Genomic DNA, 21,623 nt, shown 5'->3' on the forward strand with positions numbered 1-21,623 from the left:
GTCCGAGGCGCAAAGAATGGCGATTTCAGCGAAATCCAAATCGAGACACGTGCTCATCGGGGAGGCGGACGCCGACACCAGCCTGAATGACAACACACCCGGCATGCACCCCGGCCACGAACTTCCCGAACTGCGAAACGCGCAGCGGCAGCCGGCCGGAGAGACGGTGATCCACTACACGCGTTTCGTGCAGATCTCTTCTTTTCCCGACCATCCGGAAGTCGAACCGGCCGCTCCCGCTTCTGCGCCGCCGATGGATGCGGCGGTGGAGAGGCAGGAAGACGAGCAGAAGGCGGTGCGGCGGCGGGTGGCGCTGACGTGTTTCGGTTCGCTGATTTTCCATGCGGCGTTGGCGGTAGCGTTACTCACTGCGTTCCCGAAGCTTCCGGAGGAGGCGGTCGAGGAAGCTGGTGAAGCCGTAAGTGTCGTGATGTTCGGCAACTCGGACATCGATCAGACGGCTGCAAGCGAGACCGACGTAGCCGTCCAAGATGAGATCATTCCGGAGGAGGTCCAGCTGGATACGATTCAACCGATGGAAACGATAAGTCTTCAGCCGGAAACCGTTCAGCCAACCCAGGTCTCACCCGTCGAGACGCAGGATCCGATAGAACAAGCTCCTACTCCTGAGGTAACACGCGTCTCTCCGGAATTTATGGCAGCCGTGAAACCTGAAGTTCTCGTTTCGGAAGTGCCGGCCGAAACTGCCGTTGCGCCGCCGATGTCGACGGTTGTTCCGGAGGAGCGGAAGCTTGAGGAAGTTCCAGCGGAAGTGCAGCCGTCCGAGGCGCCGCCTGTTGCGGAGGTGGAGCCCGAAGAGGTGAAGCCGGTCGAGAGGGCGGAGGTTCAGCCGGAGCCGGAAGTGCCGCAAGAGGTCGTGGCGCCGAAACCGAAGCCAAAAGTGGTGGTTCAGGAAAAGCCGAAACAGGTTGAAAAGAAGCGCCCGCCGCAAAAAGCCTCCGGCTCTCAGGGCGAGGCGCAGCAGGATTCAACACGAGGCGTTGCTGAGGGTAACCCGTCAGCTCAGTCGGATCGCAATTCACGCGGCGTCAGCAACAATGATGGTGTCGGACGTGCAGCTTTCGCCAATTACGACGGCAAGGTCCGCAGTCGCATTCGCCGTGCGATCAGAACGCCGCGTGGTGTCGAGGGAACTGTGGTCGTGTCGTTTTCGGTGAATGGCAGCGGCGGCCTGACTTCCGTTCGCGTCGTGAACGGCTCTGGCGTCCCCGAAATCGATCAGATTGCCATCGATGCCATCCGGCGCGCGGCGCCGTTTGGAGCGACGCCCGGTGGAAATGGTAGGAGCTTCACCTCCGTGCCAATCTCAGTCGAATAATATGATAACAATAATCAACTTTATACTTTACTGCAAAAATCAAGTTTAATAAGGTCCATCCGCACACGCAGGAATCGTGTGACGATCAACGAGCGAACGGGTGGCATATGGCTCGCAAGGGCAAGAAGGGATCGAACCGGGAGGTCCGCGACGGCGCGGGGGAGGAGGCCGGCCAGGCATCCAACGGACGAACCAAACTGGATGGCCGCAGTTTCCTTTATGTCGGCGGGCGCGACTGCCAAGTGGCGCATCTGCGCCAGATCGCCAGCAATTTCGGCGCCGAACTCATTCATCACGATGGCGGCCTGCGCGAGGCGGTTTCGCGCATCGACACCTTGCTTCCCTCTGTTGATTGCGTGTTCTGCCCCATCGACTGTATTAGCCATGATGCCTGCCTGCGCGTGAAGACCGGCTGCAAGAAGTTCAGCAAGGCCTTCATCCCGCTTCGAAACGGCAGCAAGTCCAGCCTGGAACGTGCGCTGCAGACGATGAACGAACGAGACAATTCCCAATGAACGACAAGCGCCCCGACGGCTTCACCATGATCGGCCTGCACAAGCTCGCCGCGCAGAGCGGCGGCGGTCTCGTGCCCGAGCTTTACGAGTTTTTTCAGCAGCATGCCGAACGCCGGGAGATCTACCAGAATGTGACGCTGTTCCCGACCTGGGAGGCGCGAATGCCTGGGGAAGCGGCGACAAGACCGCTTGGCGCGCCGGCGGCAAACGGCAATATTATTCTCGCCTTTCCCTCGCCTGCTGTAAGGGCCGCCAGGAGGAAGGCGTAAGGAGATTTCATGTATATCGCAATGAATCGCTTCAAGGTGGTAACCGGAACCGAGGGCGATTTCGAGACGGTCTGGCGCAATCGCGATCCCAGCCTGGCCGAGGTGCCCGGTTTCGTCGAATTCCGCCTGCTGCGTGGCAAGGTCAATGAAGAAGAGGGGTATACGCTCTATTCCTCGCACACGGTCTGGAAGAGCGAAGAGGATTTTCAGAACTGGACGAAGTCCGAGAATTTTCGCGCGGCGCACCGCAATGCCGGAGACCGCAAGGCGATGTATTAGGGCCCGCCGGTTTTTGAGGGTTTTAATGTGGTCGACGGGATTTGATGGCAGTTTTCACTGGTGGAAGGCGAGGCGTTCCCCACGCTCATTCCTGTGCCCGTCACAGAAATCCAGCCACGGCGCGTCCGCCCCGTGAATGACCCGTAGGGCCTGAAGAGAGTCTCCCGCGCCCAAGGACTTGGGCGCGCTCGAGCCCTGTGACGAGCACAGGGAAGAGAGGGCAGCGGACTCCCATCAGCCGCTCAATTTGCGGATGGATACTCTGATGCAACGTACCGATAAGCGGCCGAGTTTTCCAAGCCCTAAAACCGCACGCGAAAGACAGCACCTGCCGCCACAGCCAGCCAGCCGAGCATCATCGCCCAGCCGCCGGTCGGCGCGGCGTAGGGGAAGAGGCCGGAGCCGGAGAAGCGGAGCGTAACGAGATCGCCGGCAAAGAGCAGGGTTCCCACGATCATCAGAAAACCGGCCAGCCAGGCGGTTTTGAGCTTGGCGGTGCCGAGGGCCAAGGCGAGCAGGGCAGGGGCGTGTGCAAGGCACATGGCGGAGGCGGATGCCGCAAGGTTGGCCTCACCGCCGCCATGGGCGGCAAGCGCGGCGAGCGCCACGCCGGTCCCGCCGAACAAGCCGGCGAAGAGATAGAGCACCGGCTCGATGCGCGCGTTCAGGCTCATGACTATTCCTTGTTCTGCATATGATGGGCAAGGCGCTCGACCGGCGCCCAGATGAGATCGCGCAGCGCCTGACTTGCGATCGTCTCGTCGAGCGCGCGGCGGAAGCAGAGCAGCCATTCGTCCCGCTCGATAGGCCCGATTTCGGCAACGAAATGGCGGCTGCGCAGGCGCGGATGGCCGCGCTTGTCCGTATAGAACGGCGGGCCGCCGAGATAGCCGGTCATATATTCGTAGAATTTCTCTTCGCTGCCTTCGAGGCTCGGCGGGTGTACGGCACGCACGTTTTTTGCCTCCGGCAGCGTATCCATCAGCGCATAGAAGCGGTGCGTCAGCGCCCGTACGGCGGCATTGCCGCCGATCGCTTCGTATAGAGTGGTGACCTTCTCCGTCACGAAACCATTCCCCGATATCATTCTACTCCCCGATCCTTCATGCACCTGATGGAAAACGACCGCAACTGTCATCAAGGTGCCGCGGCATTTCGCGCATGATGCCTGGGGGCAGGGGTTTGCAGCGATTCTCCTTGACAAAACCGTCTGGACGGTATCTTTATCACGTATGTCAAACGCTCATCACCGCAAGAAACAACCGGCTCTCGTGCGCCAGGAATTGCTGGAGGTCGCAGCGCGCCTTGCCGCCAGCGAAGGCATGGCGGCCGTGACACTGGATGCGGTCTCCGCCGCCTCCAGCGTCAGCAAGGGCGGATTGCTGCATCACTTCCCGACGAAGAATGCGCTGCTCGACGCGCTGTTCGAGAGCCTGCTCGAAAGGTTCGATGCGGATATCGAGGAACTGATGCGTGGCGATCCCGTGCCGCAGGGACGCTTCACCCGGGCCTATCTCAGGGCGGTGTCCGGTCTCAAGGATCGTCCCGACGATTCCAGGAGCTGGACGCAGGTGACGATCGCGCTTCTCGCCGAACCCAGGCTGCGCCTTCGCTGGCGCCAATGGGTGCAGGCGCGGGCTGAGGAATATGTCGGCACCGACTCCTCGCTCGATACTCAGATCGTGCGGTTCGCCGCCGATGGGCTGTGGTTTGCCGACACGTTGGAGAGCCATGACATCAGCAGTGCCCTGAGGCGGAATCTCATCAGCCGTCTTGTCGAGCTCACGGGAAAGTAATCCGAAAAAGGAATTCGTCATGAGCCAGGCCGCCATCTACGGGCTGCTCTTTGCAGCCATCGTGCTCGAAGTCATCGGCACTACGGCGCTGCAATTGTCGCAGCAGTTTACCCGCATCGGGCCGACGGCGCTTGTCGTCGCCTGTTATGCGGCGGCCTTCTATTGCCTGTCCTTGACGCTGAAGAGCATTCCCGTCGGCATCGCCTATGCGATTTGGAGCGCTTTGGGAATCGTGCTGATTTCGTCGGTCGGCCTGATCTTTTTCAAGCAGCGCCTCGACCTGCCGGCCATTGTCGGCCTCGGGCTGATCATATCAGGCGTCATCGTCGTCAATCTGTTCTCGAAATCCGTTTCTCATTGATTTCATTGTCATATTCAGAAGGTCCTCCGGAGTCTCACGAGAGAAAATTTCCCCTTTGTCAAACTTCTGACAAAGCGCTATGTGTTGCTCGGACGTTGTGGAGATCGAGGCGCACCCGGCGCCTCGTTCCAAAGCGCTTTGAATTCTGCCTTTCCCGCCTAAACGATCCTTCCAGCTTCCAGAGGAGCACAGCATGGCCATACGCACCGTTGTGTGGGGTGAAAACATTCACGAGAATACCAATGCGACCGTCCGGGGCATCTATCCGGAAGGCATGCATACGACGATCGCCAATGCACTGAATACCGATCCCACCATCTCCGCCACCACGGCGACGCTGCAGGAGCCGGAGCACGGGCTGAGCGAAGCCCGGCTTTCCGAAACCGATGTCTTGACCTGGTGGGGCCACAAGGATCACGGCGCGGTGTCAGACGTCGTCGTCGAGCGCGTCGCCAAACGCGTCTGGGAAGGCATGGGCCTTCTCGTGCTGCATTCCGGCCATTTCTCGAAGATCTTCAAGCGGCTGATGGGAACACCCTGCGCGCTGAAATGGCGCGAGGCGGGTGAGCGCGAGCGGCTGTGGACGATCAACCCGCGCCATCCGATCGCCGCCGGCATCGGCGAGCATTTCGAGCTTGAGAACGAGGAAATGTATGGCGAGCAGTTCTCGGTGCCGGAGCCGCTCGAAACGGTGTTCATCTCCTGGTTCCAGGGCGGCGAAGTGTTCCGCTCGGGCCTGACCTGGCGCCGCGGCGCCGGCAACATCTTCTATTTCCGCCCAGGCCATGAGACCTATCCGACCTATCACGACGCCACCGTCCAGAAGGTGCTGATCAACGGCGTCAAGTGGGCCTACAACCCCGAAGGCGCGTTGACCGGCATTACCGAAGCTCCAAATGTGCCGGTGGAAAAGGCATTGGAGCCGATCGTCGAACGCGGCCCGAAACTGCACCAGGCCGGCGAAGCCGGTTACCGCTGAGGAGCATCCATGCGACTACTCGTTCTTGGCACGGGCGTGATGGCGAAAAGCCAGCTCACCCACTTCAGCAAAATCGACGGGGTGACGGTGGTTGGCGCCGTCGACACCGATCCCGACCGGCTTTCCGCCTTTGCCGACAAGTTCAATATCGAAAAGCGGTTTCATTCGTTGGATGAGGCGATCGCCTGGGGCGAGTTCGATGCGGCGACGAACATCACGCCCGATCGCATCCATCACCCGACCACCATGGCGCTGATTGCGGCCGGCAAACATGTGCTCTGCGAGAAGCCGCTGGCGGAAAACTATCCTAAGGCGCTGGAGATGACGGAAGCGGCCGAAAAGGCCGGTGTCATCAACATGGTGAACCTCACCTATCGCAACGTTGCGCCGCTGCAGCGTGCCCGCGAGATGGTGCTATCAGGCGAACTCGGCACGATCAAGCATGTGGAGGCCTCCTATCTCCAGAGCTGGCTCGTCTCGCGCGCCTGGGGCGACTGGCGTACCGAATCGACCTGGCTGTGGCGGCTTTCCACCGGCCACGGCTCGAACGGGGTGCTCGGCGACGTCGGCATCCACATCCTCGATTTCGCTGCTTACGGCGCCGCGACCGACATCGACCACGTCTTTGCCCGGCTGAAAACCTTCAACAAGGCGCCGGGCGGCCAGATCGGCGAGTATATGCTAGACGCGAATGACAGCTTTACCATGGCCGTCGATTTCGCCAACGGCGCGCTCGGCGTCATCCATGCCAGCCGCTGGGCGACGGGCCATCTGAATGAGCTTAAGCTGCGCATCTATGGCGAAAAAGGCAGCCTTGAAGTCATCAATCGCCCGGCTGGGTCCGAGTTGCGCGGCTGCCTCGGAGAGGATGCCGAGACCGCCAGCTGGAAGGAGATCGAAGCGCCGCCGGTGCCAACCAACTACCAGCGCTTCGCCGAAGCGGTGGCAAGCGGCATCCAGCCCGACCCGAACTTCCGCCACGCCGCCAACCTGCAGAAGGTTCTCGATCTCGCCATGGTGACGGAGCGCGAGCGGCGCGAGCTGAAAGTCTGATCTCCGCTTGGGATATGGAAGCGCCGTTCAGACGGCGGTTTGCCGTGCTATCGCGCGCCGATTGATTGTTGGTGCAAACGTAGAAATAAGGCCCCGCCGAAGCGGGGCCGGAGGTAGTCGAGCCGCAGCAGGCGGTGTCGATCGCTTGATTATTCGATGACCTGCACGACTCTATGGGTGCGGGGTTCAACGATCACACGACGATCGTTGACGACCGTATAGGCGTATTTGGGGTTGTCGGGCACCGGAGTGACGACGACATCCGCCGGAAGCGGCTTGCCGACGACGATCGGCTGTTCAACGACCACGCGGGAGGTCGGGGCCGGCTGCTGCTCGACATAGGTGACGACCTCGCGCGGCGGCGGGTCAATAGCGGCACCGGCGACACCGCCGGCGATGCCGCCTACGGCGGCACCCACAGGACCACCGACGATCGCGCCGGTGATGGCGCCACCAGCTGCACCGGTGACTGCTCCGTCAGCCAGAGCATTGGTGGCAAGCGACGACAGCGCAAGGGCGCCGGAGACAAGTATGATCTTGTACATTTTGCTTCTCCTTTGCTGGGGTTGCACTCGACTAACGACGTCGCCAAATCGAGGTTCCCGCAGCAAAGAGTCACGCTTTGGAAGACCGGTTTACATTCTGTGAGGCGGCCCCTGCATGTGTGGGACTGGGATTATTCCAGGCGCCGGCGGAAGAGCCAGGCAGCGGCGCTGAGCGTCACTGTAGCGATCAGCGCCAGTGGGATGGTCTGGTTCACCACCTCGCCCAAAGGGATATCCTTGAGGAATACGCCTTTGACGATCACCAGGAAATAGCGCAGCGGATTGACGTAGGTTATCGGCTGCAGCCAGCCCGGCATGTTTTCGATCGGGGTCGCGAAGCCCGAGAGCAACATGGCCGGGACCATGAACAGGAAGGCGCCGAGGATCGCCTGCTGCTGCGTCATCGACAGCGCAGAGATGAAAAGACCGAGGCCGGCGACAGAACCGAGATAGAAGATCGCGCTGCCGTAAAGCAGGAAGAGCGAGCCGCGCAGCGGCACCTCGAAGAGGAGGACGGCAGCGAGAATATAGACAGTGATGTGAAAGAGGCCGATCATCATCGGCGGGATCAGCTTGCCGATCAGGATCTCGTGCAGGCGCAACGGGGAGACCATCAGCTGGTCGAAGGTGCCGAGTTCGCGCTCGCGGGCAATCGACAGTGCCGTGACGATCAGGCCGATCAGGAGCGCGATGCTGGCGATCAGGTTCGGCACCATGAACCATTGATAGGTGAGGTTCGGGTTAAACCAGTTGCGCGGCACGGATGAGACGGTGCTGGCGCCGGCGCGTTTGCCGGCCGGCGTCTCGGCAGCAAGCGCCGCACCGATCTGCGAGAGGTAGCCCGCGACGATCTGCGAGGCGTTGGAGCGGCGGCCGTCGAGCACCACCTGCAGGTCGGTCGGCGTTCCCGCTTCGATATTGCGGGAGAAATCCGGGCCGATTTCGATCGCGGCGATGACCGTCTGATTGTCTATCGCCACCTGGACCTCAGCCTGTTCGGCGGCGATCGCGATATTGCGGAAGGTCGGCGAGCCATCGATACGCTCGATCAGCTCCTGGCCCCAATGGCCGTTGTCGCGGTTGAGGATCATGACGTCGACATTGCGCACTTCGAGCGTCGCCGCATAGGAGAAGACGAGGAGCTGGACGATCGGCGGGCCGATCAGGATGGCGCGGCCCTTGGGGTCGCGCAGCACGGCGAGCAATTCCTTGACGATGAGGGCGTAGAGCCTTGTCCATCCCATCTCAGCCGATCCTCTTTCTGGTGCTGCGTGCGGCCAGGACGAACATGACGCCGCCGATCGTCAGCATGACCGAGATTGCCTGTCCGAACATCGGCCAGATGTCGCCAGCGAGAAACACCGTCTGCAGGCTGGGGATCAGGTAGCGGGCCGGCACGATGAAGGTGATCCACTGGATGATCCTGGGCATGGAATTGATCTCGAACAGGAAGCCCGAGAGCAGGAAGGCCGGGAGGAAGGCGGAGATCAGCGCCAGCTGCGAGGCGAGAAACTGGTTCTTGGTCGCCGTCGAGATCAACAGGCCTTGCCCCAGCGCCGGGATCAGGAAGGCGGCCGACAGGGCATAAAGGCCAGCGACCGAGCCGCGGAACGGCACGCCGAAGAGAAAGACCGCAAGCAGAACGCAGAGCGTCATCGACGTCAAGCCGAGCAGAAAATAAGGCAGGATCTTGCCGGCAAGCAGCTCGACGGCCGTCACCGGGGTCGCCATCATTGCTTCCATCGTCCCGCGCTCCCATTCGCGGGCGACGACGAGTGAGGTCAGCAGCGTGCCGACCAGCGTCATGACGATGGCGATCGAGCCCGGCACGAGGAAATTGCGGCTGGTCAGCTCCGGATTGAACCAGAAGCGCTGCTCGACTGTGATGGCGGGACTGTGGGAGGCGACGTCCGCCTGCCTCTGCTGTTCCCAGTTGGCAACGGCGCCCTGCGCATAGTTCTGGACGAAGTTCGCCGTGTTCGGATCGGAGCCGTCGACAATCACCTGGACCTGCGGGCGGTTGCCGGCGGTATAACGGGTGGTGAAATCGGCCGGGATGACGACGATGCCGCGCACCTTTCCGATCACGAGATCTTCTTCGAACAGGCGGCGGTCACGGCCGATCGCCACGTCGAAGTAGCGCGAGGCCCGGAAGCTGGCCGCGAGGTCCTGCGTCAGCGGCGTCATCTCCTCGGTCACGAGGCCTATGCGGGTACGCGTTGTATCGAGCGAGACGCCGTAGCCGAAGAGGAAGAGCAGGATCAGCGGCAGTACGAAGGCGATGAGGATGCTGCTCGGGTCGCGGATCGCCTGGAAGCTTTCCTTGCGCACCAGAGCTGCAAGACGCCGGAGCCGGCCGGAGGAAATGCTCATGCTGCATCCTCCGCTTCTGATTGCTGCACCAGCGCGATGAAGGCGTCCTCCATCGTCGGGTCCGGCACATCCTTTGTCGCGACACGTGCCTTCAACTCATCGGGAGAACCGAGCGCGATCGAACGGCCGCGGTAGATCAGCGAAATGCGGTCGCAATATTCCGCCTCGTCCATGAAATGGGTGGTGACGAGCACGGTGACACCCTTTTCGACCAGGCCATTGATATGCGTCCAAAACTCGCGGCGAGTGATCGGATCGACGCCGGAGGTCGGTTCATCGAGGAAGAGGGCGCGCGGTTCGTGCATGACGGCGCAGGCAAGTGCCAGGCGTTGCTTGAGCCCGAGCGGCAGATCCTTGGCGGCGTCGCGGGCATGGCGGCCGAAATCGAAAATGTCGGCCATCAGCTCTATGCGCTCGCGCCTGCGCTGGCCGCGAAGGCCATAGACGCCTGCGAAGAATTCCAGGTTCTGCATGACTGTAAGATCGCCGTAGAGAGAGAATTTCTGCGCCATATAGCCGAGCTGGTTGCGTGCTTCGGCGGCATCGCGACGGAGATCGAAGCCGGCGACGCGGCCTTCGCCGCCGGTCGGCTTCAACAGGCCGCAGAGCATCTTGAAGGTGGTGGACTTGCCGGCGCCGTTCGGACCGAGGAGGCCGAAGATCTCGCCGCGGCGGATATCGAAGCTGATGTCGTCGGCGGCGGTGAAATCGCCGAAGCGCTTGGTCAGGCCCCTGGCCTCGATAACCGGCCGGTCACCCTCGGCTTTCAGCGGCTCTTGCGCTTCGGCAAGCCGGGAGCGGCCGCCGGGGCCGCCGCCGAGCTTATCGACGAAGGCGTCCTCGAAACGCGGTGGGGCGGGGGAAAGCGATGCGCCGTCGCCGGCCTTGCCGATATCGGGCGTCTTGCCGCTGGCCGCGACGAGGCGGATCGCCTCGCCCTGAATCACCCCGTCGATGATGCCATCGGCCTCCAGGAGTTCGGCGAGAACCTGCCGACGGCGGCCGGTCACATCGGATACCCGGAAGACACGATCGCTGACGCGCTCGGTCATTTCATTCGGTTTTCCCGAGAAAAGCAGTTTTCCCTGGTTCAAGAGCAGCACGTGGTCGCAGGCTTCGGCCTCGTCGAGATAGGCGGTCGACCAGACCACGCCTATGCCTTCCCTAGTCAGGTTCTCGACCATCTTCCAGAGGTCGCGGCGCGAGATCGGGTCGACGCCGACGCCCGGTTCGTCGAGCAGCAGCAGGCGCGGCTTTTTCAGAAGCGCGCAGGCAAGGCCGAGCTTCTGTTTCATGCCGCCGGAGAGCTTTCCGGCGAGCCTGCCGGTGAAGCGTTTAAGGTCGGTGAAGGTCAGCAGCTCGTCGAAGGCGCCGGTGCGTTCGCTCTTCGGCAGGCCGCGCAAATCGGCATAGAGGTCGAGGTTTTCCTGCACCGAGAGATCCTCATAAAGACCGAAGCGCTGCGGCATGTAGCCGATCGCCGCCTGAATGCCGGCGGCGTTCTTTCTGGTGTCGAAGCCCAGCACTTCCATCGTTCCGGTGTCGGGCAGCATCAGGCCGGTCATCAGCCGGATTAGCGTCGTCTTGCCGGCGCCGTCGGGACCAACGAGGCCGGTGATCGCGCCGCCGCCGATGACGCCGGAGACGGCGTTAAGGGCTGCAGGTGCATCGCCGAAGCGTTTGGTGACGCCGTCGATCCGAACGAGCGGCCTGGCGTCCCGACCGGGTTCCGGGGCAGTCATTGTCGGCCTGTCGGCGGCGCGGACAGCCGCACGGTGACCGGCATGCCCTGCCGCAGGTCGGGGCCGGGCCTGTCGATGACGATCCTCAGGCGATAGACGAGATCGGTCCTCAGTTCAGGCGTCTCCACCGACTTCGGCGTGAATTCGGCGACCGGCGAGATGAAGCCGATGGTGCCTTCATAGGGTCTATCCGGCTGGGTATCGGAGGTGACGGATACTTTCATGCCGGGGTGGACGCGGCCGAGATCGGGTTCGGCGACATAGCTGCGCACCCAGACCGGCTCTGTCAGGGAGAGCACGAAGACGGTATCGGCCGGCGAGACGATCGCGCCGTTCTCCCGCACCCGCGAGAGGATGACGCCGTCGTTCGGAGCGCGCAGTTCGGTGTCTGCGAGCGAAGTTCGGGCTGAGGCGAGTGTGGCCTCGGCGGCCTTCAGCTGGGCGTCGGCGGCGGCGATGTCCTCGGCGCGCGAGCCTTCCTGCAGCAGCTTCAGCGCCTCGCTGGCGGATTGCGAGCGAGCGGCGGCCATCGCCTTTGCGGCGGTCGCCTGGTCGAGGTTCGCTTCGGAAATCGTGCCCTGCGGGCGAAGCTGGCGGGCGCGCTCATAGGCGAGGTTGGCATTCTGCAGATCCGCGAGGCTTTCGTCGTAGGCGGCGCGCGCCTGGGCGATTTCGGTCGGCCGCGGGCCGGCCGTCAGCTTATCGAGCGTAGCGCGAAGGGCCGCGGCGTTGGCTTCGCCGGAGCGGACGGCGAATTCGTAGGGTGCGGCGTCGAGCTTCGCCAAAAGCGTTCCTCTCTTGACGATATCGCCCTCGTCGACCCCAAGTTCGGAGATACGGCCGCTGACGCGAAAGCCGAGCGAGACCTGGCGGACATCGACATTGCCGTAAAGGACGAATTCACGCCGGGCCTCGGGCCGCCAGCCGAACCGCTCGGGCAAGCCGTACCACCAGGCTGCAGCACCTGCGCTGGCGAAGAGAAGGACGGCGATGGGAAGAATGCGTTTCATGCCGCACCTCGTTTCGACGGGCCGATGACATCGACCAGTTCGGCGGCAAGGCCGCGCAATAGTTCCACCTGCTTCGGGCCGAAGGTGTCCCATTCCATCTGGGCGAGAACGGCCGCACGGGCAAAACGAAAGATGAGGATGCTGCCGACGAGATTGAAGGTGCGCAGGCGCACATGTTCGGACGCCGGATCTTCGCCGAGAATGGCACCGACCAGGCGCCGGCCCATTTCAATCATCGGACGCATGATGCCCTGATAGACCCGCCGGAAGGCTTCGGTCGGCTCCATCTGCTCGCGGATCAGGAAGCGGGCCCAAGGTTCGGATTCCCTGGCGACGAAGAGCGTCACCATGGTCTGGAGGACTTCGGTGAGGAAGGCGCGCGCCTCGGCTTCGCCGAGCGGCTTGCCGGCTGCGTCCAGTGCCATGAGATGCGCGCCGATGTGCGCCCGCATGCCGCTGACATGGGCGTCGATCTGCATCATCAGATGTTCGGCGGTGGCGATGTAGAGGCCTTCCTTGCTGCCGAAATAATAGGGGATCGCCTGCAGGTTGACGCCGGCGGCTTCGGTCAGCTGGCGGGTTGAGGCGCCGTCAAAGCCGTAGCGCCCGAATACGTCGAGAGCGGCCGTCAGCATCTTCTGGCGGGCGATCTCGGCGCGGGCGGAGGCCGGTGGATTTGGAGTGTCACTGTTCTGGGTCATGACGGAATTCATAACACCAAAGCCAAAGTAAGTCAATCGAATGATATATTTTCGGTAGCGAGCCTGTCTGGACGCGGAAAAGGGCACGTGCGTCCTTTCAGACGTCGGGATGGCGGCTAAAGCGGTTCAGCTTTTCACGGAAGCGCAGGACCGCTCCAACCTTGTGCCATTCCGGAAGGAAAACCGCTTCGCGCTTTGCCTGGAATTGCTCTAGGTGGGAAGCGCCATCGCGGGGATGTGTGTCCGGCGCCCGCCCGCGGCGAAACGAAGAGCCGTTGTTTTTCTCGTTATGCGCTCATTTTTTGACACAAAACTGCCTTGCTCCTTCCGTACCGCCAATGCGATGCGTATCCAAATCTATATTATCGCGCTCCTGCTCAGCGCCATCATGTGGTCGATCTCGTTCGATGCGGCGCGAGAATCCTATCATGCCGCGCAGAGCGCGGGCCTGATGCCGAACCTGCATATCAACAAGAAACTGGATCGCATCCTCTAAGCTGCGGTCCGCGTCGGGGCATCGCTTCCAGCCGCGGTGTGGCTGGTTTCGTCAAGCATGTCGATGGCCTTCCGACAGAAAGCCAGATTTCCTAAAATTTGACCGATCCGCTTAAAAGCCCTGCAAATTCTGGTGTGTAGAGTGTTCTCATGAAGGCGGCCGAAGCGTGGACAGACGCATCGACCGCTTGGATCAGGGCGAAACGAAAGCCCTGCGATCCGAAAACGGGGACTTCGACATGCAGAAAACTCTTGCCGCCATCGCCTTGACCTTGAGCATCACTGCGGCTGCCGGGCCGGCCCTCGCCATCGGGCCTGCCGGTCTTGCCCAAGACCTGATGTATACGTCTGCCATCGGCCGTTCGCCCGAGATTCCGCTGACGACACGTGTGGGTTTCGTGCGGCCGAGCGTTCCCTTCGTTCTACGCAGCCCGGCTGCTATCGAAGGCGAGGGCTATCGGCTCAAGGCCTATTCGAAGAGCCTGAGTTTTGCCATCGACTATGTGTTTGCAAAGACTATCGGCACCGTGGAAGCGCTCGCGTTTCTGCGCTAAGTCGCGAGGATGTTCGGATTAAGCGTCTAGTTCGCGACGAACGTCGAGATACCATTCGACGAAGGCTTTGACGCCGACATCGAGCGTTGTGCCCGGCTTGTAGCCCGTCAGCGCGACGAGCAGATCAGGGGCGGCGAAGGTGCGCGGTACGTCGCCCTTCTGCATGGCCAGCATCTTGCGGATGGCAGGACGGCCGAGCGCCTTTTCCACCGTTTCAACAAAATCCATCAGACTGACCGGCTGGCCGCCGCCGATATTTACGACGCGGAAAGGCGCCTGTCGCGAGAGCGTTTCGATGCTCGCGTCGGCCAAACGATTCTCTTCGCGCGGAGCAATGGCCGAGAGCCGGACGATCGCTTCGATGAGATCGTCTATATAAGTGAAGTCACGGCTCATATTGCCTTCGCCGTAGATCTCGATCGGCTGGCCTTCGAGCATGTTCTTGGCGAATTTGAACAGCGCCATATCGGGCCGGCCCCATGGGCCATAGACGGTGAAGAAACGGAAGGCTGTCGTCGGAATCTTGTGGAGATGGGCATAGCTGTGTGCCATCAGCTCCATCGATTTCTTCGTCGCGGCATAGATGGTCAGCGGTTCGTCGGCACGGTCGGTTTCGCGGAAGGGGACAGTCGCGTTGGCGCCATAGATCGATGACGTCGAGGCCAGCATCAGATGGCGGACTTCAACCCGCCGGGCGATTTCCATGATGTTCCAGGAGCCTTCGACATTCGAATGTATATAGGCTTCGGGATTTTCCAGGCTGTAGCGAACTCCGGCTTGCGCGGCGAGATGGATCAGGATGTCAGGCGCGGCCGCGGAGACTGCCGCTTCCAGCGCCGGCCGGTCCTCAAGCATTGATATGACAGGCCGGAAGGCCGGAAACTGAGAGAGTGCGGCGTGGCGCATCTCTTTGAGCTTGACGTTGTAATAAGGAGTGAGGCCGTCGAAGCCTGTCACCTCATGCCCTTCCTGCAACAGGCGCCTAGCCAGATGAAAACCGATAAAGCCGGCAGTACCTGTAATGAAGTAGCGCATTCCCACCTTTTCTCGGCTCCCTGCCGGCGGCAAAAGCCGATTCCGTAAAATGGCACCCACTTACAGGATAAAAAGAGGCCGAGTCGATAGGCCATTGAAAGATAGCACCTGACGCGGCGCTGCTGTCGTCGTTTCTGGACGCTATGCTGCATTGCAACATAGCGGCTTGCATGTTATGGGCGGCGGTCGTCTTGAGCATGATGCCGAAATGGTTGAGCGGTTTCGGGCGACATCCTGTTCAGGCGAGACCAGGGATTGATGAGAAACATAGTTTATTGGATTCTCTCTGCGTTTCTGACCCTGGCCATTGCGGTCGTGTCGCTGCGCTATCTCACGAATTTCTGGCTGCTCTCCTTCATCTACAGTTTTCAGATCCATCTCGGCCTCACATTCGCCGCCGCCAGCCTCGTCATCCTGGTTGTCAGAAGACATGCTTACGGCTTTGCCCTTCTGCTTGTCTCGCTGCTCCTCACCGCGCACGGCGTTATCATGCTCCGTGAATTCGCCGGGGACGACAGGGGAACGGGAACGGCGCCGCTTTTCCGTCTGATGTCGTTCAACGTTGCGATCGATAACTGGAAAAATTCGACCGCCATCGCGGATATGGTGATCGCTTCGAATGCCGATGTCGTCAATCTGCTCGAAGCCAAGCCGCTGACGTTCCATCTGCAGCGATTGTTCAAGGTCTATCCGTATCATATCGGTTGCGACAACGGCAAAGACAGCTGCGATACGCTGGTGCTATCGAAACGCCCGTTCGTGACCCGCCAGGTTGCGAGCATCGGCAGCTTGCGGAAAGACAGGCTGGTCGCAGCGAGCGTCGATTTTGGCGGGCATACCGTCAATCTCGTGTCGGCCCATCTCACCAAACCCTATTTCGACGATTACCAGATCGAAGAGCTGGACGATCTCAGCAAAGCGCTTGATGCGATCTCAGGTCCGCTGGTGCTGTCCGGCGATTTCAATTCGTCGTCGATCGCTCCCAGCATTCAGGCTCTCCTGCGCAAGCAGAAGCTGAAGACTATGGCGCCCGAACCGGCGACATGGCCGATCGCCGCCGGTCGGTTGGGTATTGCCATCGATCACATATTCGCGCGCGCGCCGCTTCATCTGACGTCGTTGAAGCGCCTCGACGACAATCTCGGCTCCAACCATTCAGGGCTGATCGCCGAATTCGTTGTCGATAAGAGCGGCGAGACGGCGCCGGCACGATAACAGGCAAGATAAGCCGGGCTGAAATTAGAATCTGGTCCGGCCGCCCTTGCGGTCGATCATCTGAAAATTCTTGCCGTCAGTCTTCACGTTGACGCAGTCGGTCGACTTATCGGGAAACCGGACACAGACCTGGCCATTGTTGATCTTGTAGCCATTCTTGCTGCCCTCGCGATATTCATAGCCGTTGCTGCTTTCTTTCAGCTCCGACGTGCCGGGCAGATGCTGTCGGATTTCCGCCTCGCTTGCGGCGCGCATGTTCGCCGTTTGGGCAAAGGTCATTGCCGGCAGCAGGATTGAAAGAAATCCGGCGAGGGCGGGCAGGGTACGCATCAGAGGACATCTCCTGTCAGGTCTGTCGGCTCATTCATTCTACGAGAATCCCGGCAGGGAATTCAACAGGGATGGTGGGCATGCCGCAAGCGCCGGCGGGCTGACTTGGCCCGCCGGCCGTTCCGACGCTTGGCTTACGTTCTTCCGAATTCGTCGACGATGCGGATGATATCGTCCTCGCCGAGATAGGAGCCCGTCTGAACCTCGATGAGCTCGAGAACGATCTTGCCGGGATTGGCGAGACGATGGACTTCTCCGAGCGGGATATAGACGCTTTCGTTCTCACGCAGCATCTGCACATTTTCGCCGATCGTCACCTCGGCCGTTCCCTTGACGACGACCCAGTGCTCGGAGCGATGGTGGTGTTTTTGCAGCGAAAGCTTCTTGCCCGGCGTGACGAAGATGCGCTTCACCTGAAAGCGGTCGCCGTTGAAGATAGAGGTATAGCCGCCCCACGGTCGGTAGGATGTCGGATGCGTTTCGGCAAATTTCGCCGTCGCCGAGGAGGAGGCCAGCATCTTGACCAATTGCCCGACGTTCTGGCTGTCCTTGAGCGGTCCGACATAGACGGCGTCTTCGCTGGCGATGACGGCGACATCCTCCATGCCTTGGACGGCAAGGTGCACGCCATGGGTCATGACCAGCGAGTTGCGGGTATTGACGACGGTCGTGTTTGCGGCGGCGACATTGCCGTTATCGTCGCGTTTGCCCGATTTCCAAACGGCATCCCAGCTTCCCATGTCCGACCACCGGAATGGTGAGGGGACGACCGCGGCCTTCGACGTCTTTTCCATGACCGCATAATCGATCGATATATCCGGGCTCTTGGCGAAATGGTCGGCATCGAGGCGGGTGAAGTCGAGATCGCGGCTTGCCTTGGAAAGAGCCTTGCTTGAAGCCTTCAGCACCTCGGGCGCATATTCCTGCAGCTCGGCAAGAAGTTCCGTCACCGGGAACATGAAGATGCCCGAGTTCCAGTAGAAGCCGCCGTCGGCGAGCATCCGCTGGGCTTCATCCAATGCCGGCTTCTCGACGAAGCGGCTCACCTTGTGGGCGCCATTAACAAGCGCATCGCCGATCTCGATATAGCCATAGCCCGTCGCCGGCTCGGTCGGGTTGATGCCGAAGGTGACGAGCCTGCCGTCGGCCGCCGCCTCGCGAGCGATGCGGATACAGTCGAAATAGCTCTTGTCGGCGAGGATTTCATGATCCGAGGCGAGCATCTGGATGATCGTGTCCTTGCCGAAGAGCTCGGCGGCGAGCGTCGCGGCAGCGGCGACCGCTGCGGCGGTGTTGCGGGCAACGGGCTCGAGCAGCACGGCGGCGAGCGGAATGGCAAGTGCGCGGGCCTGCTCGGCGACCAGGAAGCGGAACTCCTCATTGGTGACGACGATCGGAGCTTCGTAGAGCTCGGGATCGGAAACGCGTTCGAGCGTTTCCTGAAACAGCGTCTTATTACCCACGAATTGGATGAATTGTTTCGGCGCGGTCGCACGGGAAAGCGGCCAGAGCCGCGTGCCTTTGCCGCCGGCCATGATCACGGGAACGATTTTCTGCGTCATAGGCGGGTTCCTTGAAATAGACGACCTTACTGGTTGCATGTCAGCGGGCGGCTGCCCAGCCTCTTATTCTGTTGAGACCGGCGTGCAGCAGGTCGAGAGCTGCAGGCTCGCTGCCGGCTTCCACGTAGCAGCGCATTTCCGGCGCATTGCCGGATGGGCGGAAATGGATGATCCGGCCGTCCGTCAGTGTCATCCGAAGCCCGTCAATATCGGATTTGGTCGCGACAGCGCCGATCGGCTGCAGGAAAGAACGGAGATTTTGATCCGAGGCGCGCAAGTGTTGCATCAGCGCGGCGCTCGTCTCCACCGGGAAATTCTCCAGACGATCGGCAGCAGCGAAGGGCAGCTTATAGGAGGTCGCAATGGCAGAGAGCGGCTGCCTGCGAGCGGCCGCAAGCGACAGGACTGCAAGCATGGGAATAAAACAATCGCGCGTCGGCAGGGCGCGGACGTTCTGCCCGTTGACATCGAAAGGGCTGGCGGTCAGCAAACCGCCATTGGCCTCAAAGCCCATGACCCGATTGTCGCCGGCCGCCACGGCCTCTTCCATGCCTGTTATGACGAAGGGAGAGCCGACACGGGTGCGCTTGACGGCGAAGGAGCCCGCGACCTCGATGCCGGAATTGGAGGTGACGGGCGTCACCACGATGCGAGCTCCCAAGAAATTGGCTGCTATAAGGCCGAGGAGGTCGCCGCGCAGTGGCGTGCCGGTTTCGTCGGCGACCAGCGGGCGGTCGCCGTCGCCATCGGTCGAGACGATTGTATCGAAGCTGTGATCGGAGACCCAGCGCTTCATCAGCGTGATGGTCTCCTCGGAAACGGCTTCTGTATCGACCGGAATGAAGCTATCCGAACGCCCGAGAACGGTGACCTCAGCGCCATAATGGGCAAGAACGTCGACCAGGAGATCACGGGCGACGGTGCTGTGCTGGTAGACGCCGATCTTCAGGCCGGACAGCGCGCCTTGCGGAAGCAGGGCCGTATTGCGTTCGAAAAAGAGCTGTCGACAGATCGCCTCACGATCTTCCATCGCCGCTGGCGCCTGGATCACCGCTTCGCCACTTTTCTCGATTTCGGCCGCCAAGGCGGTAATTGCAGCCTCGTCCGATTTGTCGATCTCGCCGTCCGGACGGTAGAACTTGATGCCGTTGCGGTCCGCCGGAATATGAGAGCCGGTTATCATCAGGCATGCGGCCTTGCTTTCAAGACCATAAAGAGCAAGGGCTGGCGTCGGGACATTGCCGCAGTCGAAAATGCGGAAGCCGAGCGCGGCAAGCGCGCCAGCGCAATTGCCCGAGATTTCGGGGCTCGAATCGCGAAAGTCGCGGCCGATCAAAATGATGTCGCCGGTCTGTGCCTTGCCGCTTTTCAGCAGATATTTGCCGAACGCCATCGCGTAGAGAGCCGAGGCGCGACCCTTGAGATCCACTGAAAGTCCGCGAAGGCCGCTCGTGCCGAATTTCATTTGAAGAGGTGTCTCCAGTTTACAATCAAGGTTCTACTCAGGCCGCCTGCCGGCGTAAATACCGAAGCCATCATATAGTTAAACACGAACGACGATGCCTCGGACAGCCTCTCGCAGTCTTCTCTCGCCGATCCTAAAGACGTAGACCCATTGCCGACAGGCATTGCAGCGTAGATCGATTTTGTTAGAACCGTGTGTCCATTGTTTCGTCCTATGCTGAAGGGTTCCTGATGAGCGATACATCCGTCAGTCTCGATGAGAGCTGGAAGGCCGCGCTTGCGGGGGAGTTTTCAAGCCCCTATATGCAACAACTCAAATCCTTCCTCGTCGCGCAGAAACGAGTGGGCAAGCGGATATTCCCGAAGGGCAGCGAATATTTCCGCGCTCTTGATCTGACGCCGATTGCCAATGTCAAGGCCGTCATCCTTGGACAGGATCCCTATCACGGGCTGGGGCAGGCCCATGGCCTGTGCTTCAGCGTCCGGCCGGGCGTGCGCATACCGCCCTCGCTCGTCAATATCTACAAGGAGATGGAGACCGATCTCGGGATATCGCCGGCGCGTCACGGCTTTCTCGAACATTGGGCAAGGCAGGGCGTGCTTTTGCTGAACAGCGTGCTGACGGTCGAGGAAGGGCAAGCGGCCGCCCACCAAGGCAAAGGGTGGGAGCGCTTCACCGATGCCGTTATCGGCAAAGTCAATGACGAATGCGAATCCGTCGTCTTCATGCTCTGGGGCTCCTATGCCCAGCGCAAGGCCGCCTTTGTCGACACGGCGCGGCATCTGGTGCTCAAGGCGCCGCATCCCTCGCCGCTTTCCGCCCACAACGGCTTCTTCGGGTGCAAACACTTTTCCAAGGCGAATACCTTCCTCCAGTCCCGCGGGCGGGCCCCGATCGACTGGCAATTGCCGGCAGATCCTCACGGCGCCTGAAGTGAACGCGGCCTGATCTTTGTTCACTAATAATAGACAATGCGTTTTGGTCTCAGGGTCTATTCCGGAGGCCGGGTGAGGCGCATTTATGATCCATGAAAAGCCCGCGAAAGGCGGGCAAGAAAGGGGTCTCACATGCTCGATCAGATCAAGGGTCTGCACCACGTCACGTCGATGGCGGAGGACGCCCGCACCAACAACCAGTTTTTCACCCATGCGCTCGGCCTGCGTCGCGTCAAGAAGACGGTCAATTTCGATGCGCCTGATGTCTACCACCTCTACTATGGTGATGAGACCGGTGCGCCCGGCACGATCATGACCTATTTCCCGTTCCCGAAGATGGCGCAGGGCCGCCCCGGCACCGGTGAGGTCGGCACGACGGTATTTTCCGTCCCGCAAGGCTCGCTCGGCTTCTGGAGTGACCGCTTCGCTACGCTTGGTCTCGGCGGCGTGAAGGCTGAGGAAAGCTTCGGCGAAAAGCGCCTCAACTTCTCCGGCCCGGATGGCGACGGCTTCGCGCTCGTCGAGGTCAAGGACGATGACCGCCAGCCGTGGACGCATGGCGGCATCAGCGAGGATCACGCCATTCGCGGCTTCCACTCCGTTGCCTTGCGGCTGAGAGACGAGGGCGCGACGGCCGAACTCTTGAAATTCATGGGTTATCAAGTGGCTGAGGAGCGGGATGGCATCAAGCGGCTGATCAAGCCTGACGGCAACGGCGCGCACCTCATCGACCTTGAGACGATGCCGAACATTGCCCGCGCGCTTCCCGGCGCCGGCTCCGTCCACCATGTCGCCTTTGCCGTCGAGAATCGCGAAAAGCAGCTCGAAGTGCGCAAGGCGCTGATGGATACCGGCTATCAGGTCACGCCTGTCATCGACCGGGATTATTTCTGGGCGATCTACTTCCGCACGCCGGGGTGCGTTTTGTTCGAGGTCGCGACCAATGAGCCCGGCTTCGACCGGGACGAAGACACGGCTCATCTCGGCGAAGCGCTGAAGCTGCCGCAGCAGCACGCGCATCTTCGCGCCTTGCTCGAGCAGCATCTGCAGCCGCTCGAAGCGTAAGGAGG

The 21,623-nt window shown here is 61.1% G+C and carries 25 protein-coding genes; 13 read left to right on the top strand and 12 right to left on the bottom strand.

Annotated features, from left to right (window positions below):
- Positions 1-16 precede the first annotated feature (16 nt).
- The 4 genes from PH551_RS18740 (at position 17) to hmuQ (ending at position 2,402) form a co-directional block, all read left to right on the top strand.
- Entirely contained in the window at positions 17-1,339 is a 1,323-nt protein-coding gene (locus PH551_RS18740; protein WP_285194326.1) for an energy transducer TonB family protein, read from the top strand.
- Between the two features lie 107 nt (positions 1,340-1,446).
- Positions 1,447-1,854 carry a DUF2325 domain-containing protein gene (locus PH551_RS18745; RefSeq protein WP_285194327.1) on the top strand — a complete coding sequence of 136 codons (408 nt, stop codon included), beginning with the start codon at positions 1,447-1,449 and terminating at the stop codon, positions 1,852-1,854.
- Positions 1,851-2,123: a hypothetical protein gene (locus PH551_RS18750; protein ID WP_285194328.1), complete on the top strand. Its 273-nt coding sequence runs from the start codon at positions 1,851-1,853 to the stop codon at positions 2,121-2,123. Before PH551_RS18745 ends, PH551_RS18750 begins: the two co-directional genes overlap by 4 nt.
- Before the next feature lie 9 nt (positions 2,124-2,132).
- Positions 2,133-2,402 carry a heme-degrading protein HmuQ gene (gene hmuQ, locus PH551_RS18755; RefSeq protein WP_285194329.1) on the top strand — a complete coding sequence of 90 codons (270 nt, stop codon included), beginning with the start codon at positions 2,133-2,135 and terminating at the stop codon, positions 2,400-2,402.
- A gap of 302 nt (positions 2,403-2,704) precedes the next feature.
- Here the strand turns inward: hmuQ and PH551_RS18760 are convergent, their stop codons facing one another.
- On the bottom strand, positions 2,705-3,076 hold the full coding sequence (locus tag PH551_RS18760; protein ID WP_285194330.1) for a DUF423 domain-containing protein: 372 nt from the start codon (positions 3,074-3,076) through the stop codon (positions 2,705-2,707).
- A 2-nt stretch (positions 3,077-3,078) separates the two neighbouring features.
- On the bottom strand, positions 3,079-3,468 hold the full coding sequence (locus PH551_RS18765; protein ID WP_285194376.1) for a group II truncated hemoglobin: 390 nt from the start codon (positions 3,466-3,468) through the stop codon (positions 3,079-3,081).
- 166 nt (positions 3,469-3,634) lie between these two features.
- Between PH551_RS18765 and PH551_RS18770 the strand changes: the two genes are divergently transcribed.
- From PH551_RS18770 to PH551_RS18785, 4 genes are all read left to right on the top strand, one after another.
- A complete protein-coding gene (locus PH551_RS18770; RefSeq protein ID WP_221113531.1) occupies positions 3,635-4,198 on the top strand; it encodes a TetR/AcrR family transcriptional regulator in 564 nt (187 codons plus the stop codon).
- Between the two features lie 34 nt (positions 4,199-4,232).
- Positions 4,233-4,559, top strand: coding sequence for a DMT family transporter (locus PH551_RS18775; protein ID WP_483315431.1), 327 nt, complete (start codon positions 4,233-4,235; stop codon positions 4,557-4,559).
- Between the two features lie 193 nt (positions 4,560-4,752).
- Positions 4,753-5,538 carry a ThuA domain-containing protein gene (locus tag PH551_RS18780; RefSeq protein ID WP_285194331.1) on the top strand — a complete coding sequence of 262 codons (786 nt, stop codon included), beginning with the start codon at positions 4,753-4,755 and terminating at the stop codon, positions 5,536-5,538.
- Between the two features lie 9 nt (positions 5,539-5,547).
- On the top strand, positions 5,548-6,591 hold the full coding sequence (locus PH551_RS18785; protein WP_097601836.1) for a Gfo/Idh/MocA family protein: 1,044 nt from the start codon (positions 5,548-5,550) through the stop codon (positions 6,589-6,591).
- 149 nt (positions 6,592-6,740) lie between these two features.
- Here the strand turns inward: PH551_RS18785 and PH551_RS18790 are convergent, their stop codons facing one another.
- The 6 genes from PH551_RS18790 to PH551_RS18815 all read right to left on the bottom strand — a co-directional run bounded on the left by PH551_RS18790 (position 6,741) and on the right by PH551_RS18815 (position 12,962).
- Positions 6,741-7,136, bottom strand: a complete 396-nt coding sequence (locus PH551_RS18790; RefSeq protein WP_064705948.1) for a DUF1236 domain-containing protein — start codon at positions 7,134-7,136, stop codon at positions 6,741-6,743.
- Positions 7,137-7,267: 131 nt separating this feature from the next.
- The gene (locus PH551_RS18795) at positions 7,268-8,380 is read right to left on the bottom strand and encodes an ABC transporter permease (protein WP_285194334.1); all 1,113 of its coding nucleotides are present in this window, start codon (positions 8,378-8,380) and stop codon (positions 7,268-7,270) included.
- A gap of 1 nt (position 8,381) precedes the next feature.
- Complete coding sequence (locus PH551_RS18800) at positions 8,382-9,509, bottom strand: ABC transporter permease (RefSeq protein WP_221113527.1); 1,128 nt, start codon at positions 9,507-9,509, stop codon at positions 8,382-8,384.
- A complete protein-coding gene (locus PH551_RS18805; protein ID WP_285194335.1) occupies positions 9,506-11,251 on the bottom strand; it encodes an ATP-binding cassette domain-containing protein in 1,746 nt (581 codons plus the stop codon). The genes PH551_RS18800 and PH551_RS18805 overlap by 4 nt, the downstream gene beginning before the upstream one ends.
- The gene (gene hlyD / locus PH551_RS18810) at positions 11,248-12,261 is read right to left on the bottom strand and encodes a secretion protein HlyD (RefSeq protein ID WP_285194336.1); all 1,014 of its coding nucleotides are present in this window, start codon (positions 12,259-12,261) and stop codon (positions 11,248-11,250) included. The genes PH551_RS18805 and hlyD overlap by 4 nt, the downstream gene beginning before the upstream one ends.
- The gene (locus PH551_RS18815; protein WP_285194337.1) at positions 12,258-12,962 is read right to left on the bottom strand and encodes a CerR family C-terminal domain-containing protein; all 705 of its coding nucleotides are present in this window, start codon (positions 12,960-12,962) and stop codon (positions 12,258-12,260) included. The genes hlyD and PH551_RS18815 overlap by 4 nt, the downstream gene beginning before the upstream one ends.
- 214 nt (positions 12,963-13,176) lie before the next feature.
- On the opposite strand from PH551_RS18815, the gene PH551_RS18820 reads away from it, so the two are divergent.
- Positions 13,177-13,458 (top strand): hypothetical protein, encoded by a 282-nt coding sequence (locus tag PH551_RS18820; RefSeq protein ID WP_285194338.1) that lies wholly within the window; start codon positions 13,177-13,179, stop codon positions 13,456-13,458.
- Between the two features lie 166 nt (positions 13,459-13,624).
- The gene (locus PH551_RS18825; protein WP_285194339.1) at positions 13,625-14,011 is read left to right on the top strand and encodes a hypothetical protein; all 387 of its coding nucleotides are present in this window, start codon (positions 13,625-13,627) and stop codon (positions 14,009-14,011) included.
- An 18-nt stretch (positions 14,012-14,029) separates the two neighbouring features.
- On the opposite strand, the gene PH551_RS18830 is transcribed toward PH551_RS18825, so the two are convergent.
- Positions 14,030-15,046 (bottom strand): NAD-dependent epimerase/dehydratase family protein, encoded by a 1,017-nt coding sequence (locus tag PH551_RS18830; RefSeq protein ID WP_285194340.1) that lies wholly within the window; start codon positions 15,044-15,046, stop codon positions 14,030-14,032.
- Positions 15,047-15,304: 258 nt separating this feature from the next.
- Here PH551_RS18830 and PH551_RS18835 point away from each other — a divergent pair, with 258 nt between their 5' ends.
- Entirely contained in the window at positions 15,305-16,261 is a 957-nt protein-coding gene (locus tag PH551_RS18835; RefSeq protein ID WP_285194341.1) for an endonuclease/exonuclease/phosphatase family protein, read from the top strand.
- Between the two features lie 24 nt (positions 16,262-16,285).
- Here PH551_RS18835 and PH551_RS18840 read toward each other — a convergent pair whose 3' ends face one another.
- The 3 genes from PH551_RS18840 to PH551_RS18850 all read right to left on the bottom strand — a co-directional run bounded on the left by PH551_RS18840 (position 16,286) and on the right by PH551_RS18850 (position 19,618).
- A complete protein-coding gene (locus PH551_RS18840) occupies positions 16,286-16,591 on the bottom strand; it encodes a hypothetical protein (protein WP_097597120.1) in 306 nt (101 codons plus the stop codon).
- Between the two features lie 134 nt (positions 16,592-16,725).
- Positions 16,726-18,153, bottom strand: a complete 1,428-nt coding sequence (locus tag PH551_RS18845; RefSeq protein WP_285194342.1) for a mannose-1-phosphate guanylyltransferase/mannose-6-phosphate isomerase — start codon at positions 18,151-18,153, stop codon at positions 16,726-16,728.
- A 40-nt stretch (positions 18,154-18,193) separates the two neighbouring features.
- On the bottom strand, positions 18,194-19,618 hold the full coding sequence (locus PH551_RS18850; RefSeq protein ID WP_285194343.1) for a phosphomannomutase: 1,425 nt from the start codon (positions 19,616-19,618) through the stop codon (positions 18,194-18,196).
- A gap of 230 nt (positions 19,619-19,848) precedes the next feature.
- On the opposite strand from PH551_RS18850, the gene ung reads away from it, so the two are divergent.
- Positions 19,849-20,550: a uracil-DNA glycosylase gene (gene ung / locus PH551_RS18855; RefSeq protein ID WP_097597117.1), complete on the top strand. Its 702-nt coding sequence runs from the start codon at positions 19,849-19,851 to the stop codon at positions 20,548-20,550.
- A gap of 135 nt (positions 20,551-20,685) precedes the next feature.
- Positions 20,686-21,618, top strand: a complete 933-nt coding sequence (locus PH551_RS18860; protein WP_285194344.1) for a VOC family protein — start codon at positions 20,686-20,688, stop codon at positions 21,616-21,618.
- Positions 21,619-21,623: the final 5 nt, after the last annotated feature.

Source organism: Rhizobium atlanticum (assembly GCF_030182485.1).
Taxonomy (GTDB): domain Bacteria; phylum Pseudomonadota; class Alphaproteobacteria; order Rhizobiales; family Rhizobiaceae; genus Rhizobium.